The organism is Streptomyces sp. NPDC059897, from assembly GCF_042730865.1.
In the GTDB taxonomy this organism is placed as follows: domain Bacteria; phylum Actinomycetota; class Actinomycetes; order Streptomycetales; family Streptomycetaceae; genus Streptomyces.
Map to the genome: position 1 here is coordinate 41,125 of NZ_JBHWKQ010000054.1, position 7,218 is coordinate 48,342.

Below are 7,218 nucleotides of genomic sequence, written 5' to 3' on the forward strand. Positions count from 1 at the left end.
GATTTGAACAACGACCCGTTACCGGTCAGTCCAGGACCGTCTCCTGGGATTCATCGGATTCCGGGTCGTCGCCCTCTGGCACATGGTTCTCCACGGTCCTGCGCCGCAGGTTCTCCACGTCAGTCAGGATGCCGACCAGCAGTTTGTGTAGGTCGTCGAGCTGGTCCACCGGGACGATCGGGGTGTGGTCCCCGACTTCCGGCTCCAGGGCGTGCAGATGGTCGAGGGCGTCCCGGGCGCCCTGCACCCCGAGGTGGAGGGCCTTGCGGTGCGCGGCGGCGCGCTGGCTGGGGGGTGGCCCAGCGTCTTCGGCGCGGGGAGCCGGGACGGGGACGCTGGGCAGAGCATCCTGGTCCCCCTGAGCAGCGCCCTCCTGGAACAGCGCCGTCACCGGGCCCGTGGTGACGGGCACCTCGCCGGAAGAGGCACTGGTGGAGATGCCGCCGTCTACCTGCACCGTCTCACCGTTCGCCGAGGGCGCCGCCGGAACCTGCACCAGCGCCGGACCGGTGACCGTCGACGAGGGCACGGCCTGTGCCGCGCGCTCCGGGGCCGAGGCCGCGACGACATCCCACTCGTACAGTGGCATCGGCACGCCATTGGCGTCGCGGGCGATGCGGTCCGGGGCATTGAAGTCGACTTTGAAGTACACATACGGCGGCTCGGCGGACGTGGCCGACTCCCTGCCGGTCAGGCTCTGCCTGGGCACGGAGTTCTGTGGGAGGTCGTCACTGCGGAACGTGTTAGCGGCCAGCGCGAGAGTCCACAGGCCGAGTTCGTTCGTCGGCCGTGAGAGTCCCTCGATGACCTTGTTCACGTCCGACCGGAAAGGGACACCGCCCTTCTCCTTCTTGGCCCCTAGCGATGAGCCGACGTTCCTGGTTAGCAGCTTGTCGGCGATCAAGGCGACACCGCCGGCCACAGCCAGGGTGCGGCGGGCGTCGTCGTTGCCGTTCATCGCCGGTGCGATCAGCGCGGTGAAGTCGTCGATGGGCTGTGGAGTCCAGCCCTGGGTGACGTCGTTCGACAGCACGCCACCGTTGTTCCACGCGTTTCGCGCCTGCTTGGTGACGAGCTTCTTCTTCGCACGCCAGGGCAGGTCAATGATCGGACCGAGCAGCTCCCCGAACCCCTTCATACTCATACGCTGGCCGCCCTTGATGGCCTTGGCTTGGTCCTTTAGAAGCTCCAGGAGGTCTGGTTGTGTCAGGGCGCTGACCAGGTAGACGGCACGCCACAAGGCGGTCCCGGGTGGTGCCGGATCGCCCCCGAAGACCTGCGGAAGCTCGGCCACGGGAATGCGGCCGACAGCAAGGCCGTGCACCGCCTGGAGATCGGCCGTGTTCCAACGCGGGTCGCCCTGCTGGATGATCCGCTTCAGGGCCCGGGTGATGACCTCGACGTTCTGGGCCGCCGCGTCCCACTGCTTGAACTCGACGTGTACCGAGGCCAGTACTGAACGAATGGCGTCATCAAAGATGTCCTCGGGAGACAGCACTCGGCCCTCGTGTCCCTCAACCCCGACGGCGATCTGCGCCGGAACGACGTAGGACTGGGCGATCTGAGCGGCCCGAAGCCCGGGCGTCGTCCCCTTCATCTCATCGTGGAACTCTTGCCGAAGTTCCTGCCGCCACCGAGTTCGGCTGGCGGCCAGCCGCTCCTCGAGATCGGGCCCTGCGGCCGTCCCCGCTGCGGAAGCGCTGCCGAGCAGTGCGTCGGTGGCCAGGGTGGCCACCTCGGCGGGGTCGGCACCGTGCCCGGCTAGTACCGCCCAGGCGCTGGCGAGTCGAGTGATGCCGTCACGGACGACGAGAACGTGGATCGGCTCCGCGCCGTCCTCGAAGGCGATCTCGACGGGGTGGGTGATCAGGTTGCGGGTGACGGAGCGCGTGAGGATGGAAGTGGCGTAGCTGTTGAGTGACAGCGTCGCGTGGATGGTCTGCCACACGTGGTTGCGCAAGTGGGCGGGGTTCTCGTAGCGGTACTGCACGATCGCACTGGGACGGCCCTCATGGGTGATCCCGTGCACCTGCGGGTCGGGTACCTCCGAGACCTCCATGCCGGTACGAGGCTGGGGACCGGGGAACAGCTCGCTGAGCAGGACACGGGTGACAACCGACAGCAGCGTCGCCCCTTCGACGTTCTCGACCATCAGGAGGTCCGTGGGCTCATCCTGCGTCGGGCGAAGCTGAACTGCCAATGCTTCGGGCCAAGTTGTTGCACGAGCTATGGCTCCCCACGCAGTGTCCGGCAGCCAGGTGCTCGGATTGGCCCGGCCCGCTGCGGTCACCGCCGCGACATGGCTGTCCGTTGAGTCGGCAGGGAGGTGGGGCGAGATGTTGGTTACCCGGATCGTGTCGGTCCCCCAGGGGACGTCGATGGAAAGGGCAGCGGGTTTGTTGGTGGTCATGGGCGCAGATCTCCAATGTGTGGTCCGAAGTGGCCTGGCGGTCATCACGAAGGGCGGCGAGCCGCACTGGACTCGCCGCCCAGTCGTTATGCCAAGACTTCCCCGGATATATCCTCATTTGCCCAGGGCAACTCTGGCGGGAGCCAGGTCGGCCTGCAGCTCATGTGCGGGTAGCACCGGTGCTGATAAGCGGCGTAGGCCCCGAGCTTTGCGGGTGTCAGGAACAGCTCGACCTCGGCCGCACGGCAGGGAAGAGCCCTCAAGGCGGGTGATTCCGGAGGCAGGGGTTCAAGATCCGGGCCGTCCGCCGTGAGGCGGATCCAGGCAATCCCCCGGCTGGTGTGGATGAGGGCCAGCCCCGAGGGTCGTCCGGCGAGTCGGGTGCACAACCAGTCGAGCACCTCATGGTCGGCCTGCCCGGAGTGTCGCTTTGGCGTGTGGACGATGAGCGGCTTGGGGAACTCGGCCAGTGCCTCGGTGAATTGCCTGGCGTACTGGCGCCCCAGTGCCTGCGCAGCTTTGGGGCTGGCGGCCCTCGCGCGGAGACCCCATTCCCCCTTGACGAGTCTGCTCGGATGTGGTAAGTGCCCTGCTGCATGAATGGGGAGACGGTCACCGAGAAGATCGTTCCATCTATGTCGGTACCTGGGGATCTCTGCTCCTGTCAGTTCAAGCACGCATATGGTCCGAAGCGGCAGCCGTCCGGAGGTGCCGACGATGAAGACAGGTTCCTCACGCGGGACGCGTATCTCTTCAGCGTTGCTCATCTACAACTCCTGACGATGCCGGGGCCGGTGCCCTGTAGACAGGTGACGAGGCGTCACCAGTGTGACTGGCGAGCCCCGTTGGGCCACCGTACGGACGGGCCGTGGGTGCGCGCAGTCGTTTTTAGCCCGGAGTCCACGCTGGATGCGGTAGATGCGCTCATTGATGTACGCGGCGTGCAGGAATCAGGCGTGTCGCTTCTACGTAACTTCAGTTCAAGTTGGTCTTGGCTCGCGGGTAGTTGTCGAACACCTGGGGGAGAGGGCTCATCCCGAGCTTGTCCAGGTGTGCCAGGGCGGCGGCGACGTCGGCAACTTCGCCGAGGATGCTGTCGCGTTGGATGACCCACACGAACTCGTTCTCGGATGTCGGCAGCGTCCGCGGCAGGGTGGAGAGCCCGATCCTCTCGAACTCTTCGCTGATCTGTGTGCACAACTCAGAGCTGATCCGGGCTCGTTCCGGCGCAGCATGCTTCTTGATGAAGTGCATGGACAAGCGCTTGATACCGTGGTCGACCTCGACCGCATGCTTGATAATTGTGAAGTCCATAACTCAGTAGCTTACTGAGTTAATAAGGAAGTTGAGAAGGGGAAGCCGGGATCTGCCTCACTGGAGGGGCTGATCTGGCCAACCGATCTTGGCTAGCGGAGGTGCCGACGTGGCCAACCTGGACAGGGCTACTCTGGCCGCCACTAGGGTGTGGCCGCTGATGACACCGATCGTCTCGGTGGAATTCTGAGAGTGTGCGGGGGCGCGTCAGCAGCCACATCTCCAGGGCGTACTCCGGGCGGTGGCGCTCTCAGGTGAGGTGAGGTAGCTCGGGAGCCTCGCTGGCTGTTCCGGGCCGCCGAGGGGCGACTGGTTTGACGTGGCGTCACCCCAGTGAGCTGGTCCGGAGATTCGTGAGCAGGGGCGGCAGATGCGGTCGATGATCTGGTCTGCGGTCTTGGTCCAGTGGAAGGGACGGGCCTCGCTGTTCCATGCGTCGATCCAGGACTCGAGCGTGGTCTTGAGCTCGTCGAGCGAGCAGAACGTGCCACGTTCCCGGCAGCGTCGTTCCAGTTCGGCGAACCACCGCTCGATCTGGTTGATCCACGACGAGTAGGTCGGGGTGAAGTGCAGCTGGAACCTTTGGTGTTCGACCAGCCGCTTATGGATCACCGGTGCCCTGTGGGTGGCAAGGTTGTCGCAGATCACGTGGACCGCCAGACCAGGCTCGCTCTGGCGGTCGATCTCATCCAGGAAATCGCGGAAGTCGACCGCCCGGTGCGTCGCGGACAACGTGCCGATCAGCTTGCCGGTGGTGGTGTTCAGCGCGGCGAACAGATCGACGGCGCCATGGCGCACGTAATCGAAGCTGCGCGGCTCCGGCGTGCCCGGCACCATCGGCAGCACCGGTGCACTGCGCTCAAGGGCCTGGATCTGCGGTTTCTCGTCCACCGCGAACACCGCCGCGCTCGCCGGCGGGGCCAGATACAGGCCGACCGCATCCCGGATCTTGTCGAGCAGCAGCGGATCGGTGGAGATCTTGAAGTCCTCCACCCGCCACGGCTGCAGGTCGAACGCCCGCCAGATCCGCAGCACGAGCGGGTCCAACCGCGGTCCAGGCACACCACCATCAGACCGCAGAACTCAAGACCGGGACACTAGGGGACGCTGCTCACGACCCGCCATCCGTGCGTCGTCGGTTGTACGCCCCGGAAGTGGCAGCTCAGCAACCCGATCGGCTACGCGGACTGTTCCGGCGGCGGCTCGGAACTGTCCCGCCAGATTCTGGAGAGGCGGCATGCCAACGTTGCGGACGTCCCCACCAGGCCGGTCCGCAGTCCGCTTCAGCGCGCTGTGTAGGTCTTCATGTGGCACTGCGTGATCATGTTCGCGGAGGAGTGCGACAGCCGGCCCCCCCGTCCATCCTCATCGCTGCCCTTTCGCACACGATCCTGCCGTGGGCCGCGGAGTGGCTCCTCTCGTCCTTACGGAACTGTGGCGGGTCATGGGCGCTGGGCTGGCGGCGGTCGCCTCTGTGCCGTGCCACAGCTCGCTGAGCCCGACGAGGGCGATAAGCCGTTCTGCCGGGCAGCGCGTGCCCATCAGCGCCTGATCCTGCGGAGCGGTACCCGAGAGCCAGATCCGAACTCGGCTCCCAAATGGCTCCCAAACCGGCCCCCACAACGACTCAGGGGCCTGACCCGCTATGCGGATCAGGCCCCTGAACTGGTGTTTCAGCTGTCGGGGTGGCGGGATTTGAACCCACGACCTCTTCGTCCCGAACGAAGCGCGCTGCCAAGCTGCGCCACACCCCGATGTCGTTGTTCCGGTCTCTGCTGTTCTGCAGGTCGCGGCGACGTCGTTTACTTTAGCGGACTGTCGGCCTGAGACGAAATCCGGTTATCGGGGGTCCGCCATGCGGGGGCTCAGGGGGTCGCCGGGGCCAGGGTCAGGAGGGTGGCCTCAGGGGGGCAGGCGAAGCGGACCGGGGTGTAGCGGTTGGTGCCGCAGCCCGCCGAGACGTGGAGGTAGGACGTGTTGCCCGCCGCCTCGTGCGTGGACAGGCCCTTCACGCGGTCCGTGTCCAGGTCGCAGTTGGTGACGAGGGCGCCGTAGAAGGGGATGCAGAGCTGGCCGCCGTGCGTGTGGCCGGCGAGGACCAGCGGGTAGCCGTCCGCGGTGAAGGCGTCCAGGGTGCGCAGGTACGGGGCGTGCACGACGCCCATCGAGAAGTCGGGGCCGGAGAGCGGGCCGCCGGAGACCTCGGTGTAGCGGTCGCGCTTGATGTGGGGGTCGTCCAGGCCCGTGAGGCCGATCTCGACGCCCGCGACCTTCAGGGAGCCCCGCGTGTTCGTGAGGTTCAGCCAGCCGGCCGCGTCGAAGCCGTCGCGCAGGTCCTCCCACGGGTTGTGGATGGCGCCGACGACGGGGGCGTTGCCGTTGAGGCCGTGCCTGCCCGAGATCTGCTGCTTCAGGTAGCGGGCCGGGTTGAGGAGCTTGGGGCCGTAGTAGTCGTTGGACCCGAAGACGTACGCGCCGGGGAACTCCATCAGCGGGCCGAGCGCGTCGAGGACCTCGGGGACGCCTTCCGTGTCGGACAGGTTGTCGCCCGTGTTGATGACGAAGTCGGGGCGCAGGCCCGCCAGGGACTGCAGCCAGCGGCGCTTCTTGTTCTGGCCGCTCACCATGTGGATGTCGGAGACCTGGAGCACCCGCATCGGGCGCATGCCCGCGGGCAGCACGGGGATCGTGACCCGTCGCAGGCGGAAGGAGCGGGCCTCGAAGCCCGCCGAGTAGATCAGCCCGGCGGCGCCCGCCGCCGCGATGCCTGCTGTCACCTTCAGGGAGGTCTTCAGGGGATTCCCGTATCGAGCGCGCATGTTCACCATCGTGTCAGACGGGCAGCGCAGCGGAAATCGGCGGGCGTTGGGGCTCGGACACCTGCGACAATCACGTCATGACCACGCTCAAGTCGAAGCTGCATGACGACCTCAACGCCGCGATCAGGGAGCGTGACGAGCTGCGCTCCTCGACGCTCCGGCTGACCCTCTCCGCGATCACCAACCAGGAAGTCGCGGGCACCGAGAAGCGTGAGCTGACGGACGACGAGGTGCAGAAGGTGATCGCCAAGGAGGCGAAGAAGCGCCGCGAGGCGGCCGAGGCCTTCGAGAAGGCGGGCCGCGCCGAGTCCGCGAGCCGCGAGGTGGCGGAGGGCGAGCTGCTCGCCGAGTACCTGCCGCAGCAGCTGTCCGACGCCGAGCTCGAGCAGATCGTCGCGGAGGCGGTCGAGGAGGCGAAGGCGGCCGGCGCCGAGGGCCCGAAGGCCATGGGCCAGGTCATGAAGATCGTGAAGCCGAAGGTCGCGGACCGCGCCGAGGGCGGCCGGGTGGCCTCCACGGTCAAGCGGCTGCTCGCGGGCTGATCGCGGCCGAGTAGGACGAACAGAGACGGAAGAGGGCGCACCCCGCGCGGGGTGCGCCCCGGTCTCTTATACACAACGGACGCAGCCGCCGACCAAAGGGGTGTATGTCTCGGTGGGCGCCGGATCATTAAAA

The 7,218-nt window shown here is 66.7% G+C and carries 6 protein-coding genes and 1 tRNA gene; 1 reads left to right on the top strand and 6 read right to left on the bottom strand.

The genetic code is table 11. The features are described 5' to 3' along the window. Positions 1–25: 25 nt before the first annotated feature. From ACFV9W_RS35395 to ACFV9W_RS35420, 6 genes are all read right to left on the bottom strand, one after another. On the bottom strand, positions 26–2,410 hold the full coding sequence (locus ACFV9W_RS35395; protein WP_385769480.1) for a hypothetical protein: 2,385 nt from the start codon (positions 2,408–2,410) through the stop codon (positions 26–28). Positions 2,411–2,496: 86 nt separating this feature from the next. After that, positions 2,497–3,177 carry a hypothetical protein gene (locus ACFV9W_RS35400; RefSeq protein ID WP_385769482.1) on the bottom strand — a complete coding sequence of 227 codons (681 nt, stop codon included), beginning with the start codon at positions 3,175–3,177 and terminating at the stop codon, positions 2,497–2,499. A 208-nt stretch (positions 3,178–3,385) separates the two neighbouring features. Further along, positions 3,386–3,724 carry a hypothetical protein gene (locus ACFV9W_RS35405; RefSeq protein WP_385769484.1) on the bottom strand — a complete coding sequence of 113 codons (339 nt, stop codon included), beginning with the start codon at positions 3,722–3,724 and terminating at the stop codon, positions 3,386–3,388. Between the two features lie 207 nt (positions 3,725–3,931). Then, entirely contained in the window at positions 3,932–4,771 is an 840-nt protein-coding gene (locus tag ACFV9W_RS35410; RefSeq protein ID WP_385769486.1) for an IS630 family transposase, read from the bottom strand. A gap of 633 nt (positions 4,772–5,404) precedes the next feature. Further along, positions 5,405–5,478: transfer RNA gene (locus tag ACFV9W_RS35415), tRNA-Pro, on the bottom strand. 111 nt (positions 5,479–5,589) lie between these two features. Further along, on the bottom strand, positions 5,590–6,543 hold the full coding sequence (locus ACFV9W_RS35420) for a metallophosphoesterase (RefSeq protein WP_385769488.1): 954 nt from the start codon (positions 6,541–6,543) through the stop codon (positions 5,590–5,592). 77 nt (positions 6,544–6,620) lie between these two features. Between ACFV9W_RS35420 and ACFV9W_RS35425 the strand changes: the two genes are divergently transcribed. Continuing rightward, positions 6,621–7,085, top strand: coding sequence for a GatB/YqeY domain-containing protein (locus ACFV9W_RS35425; protein WP_385769490.1), 465 nt, complete (start codon positions 6,621–6,623; stop codon positions 7,083–7,085). The last annotated feature ends 133 nt before the right edge of the window (positions 7,086–7,218 follow it).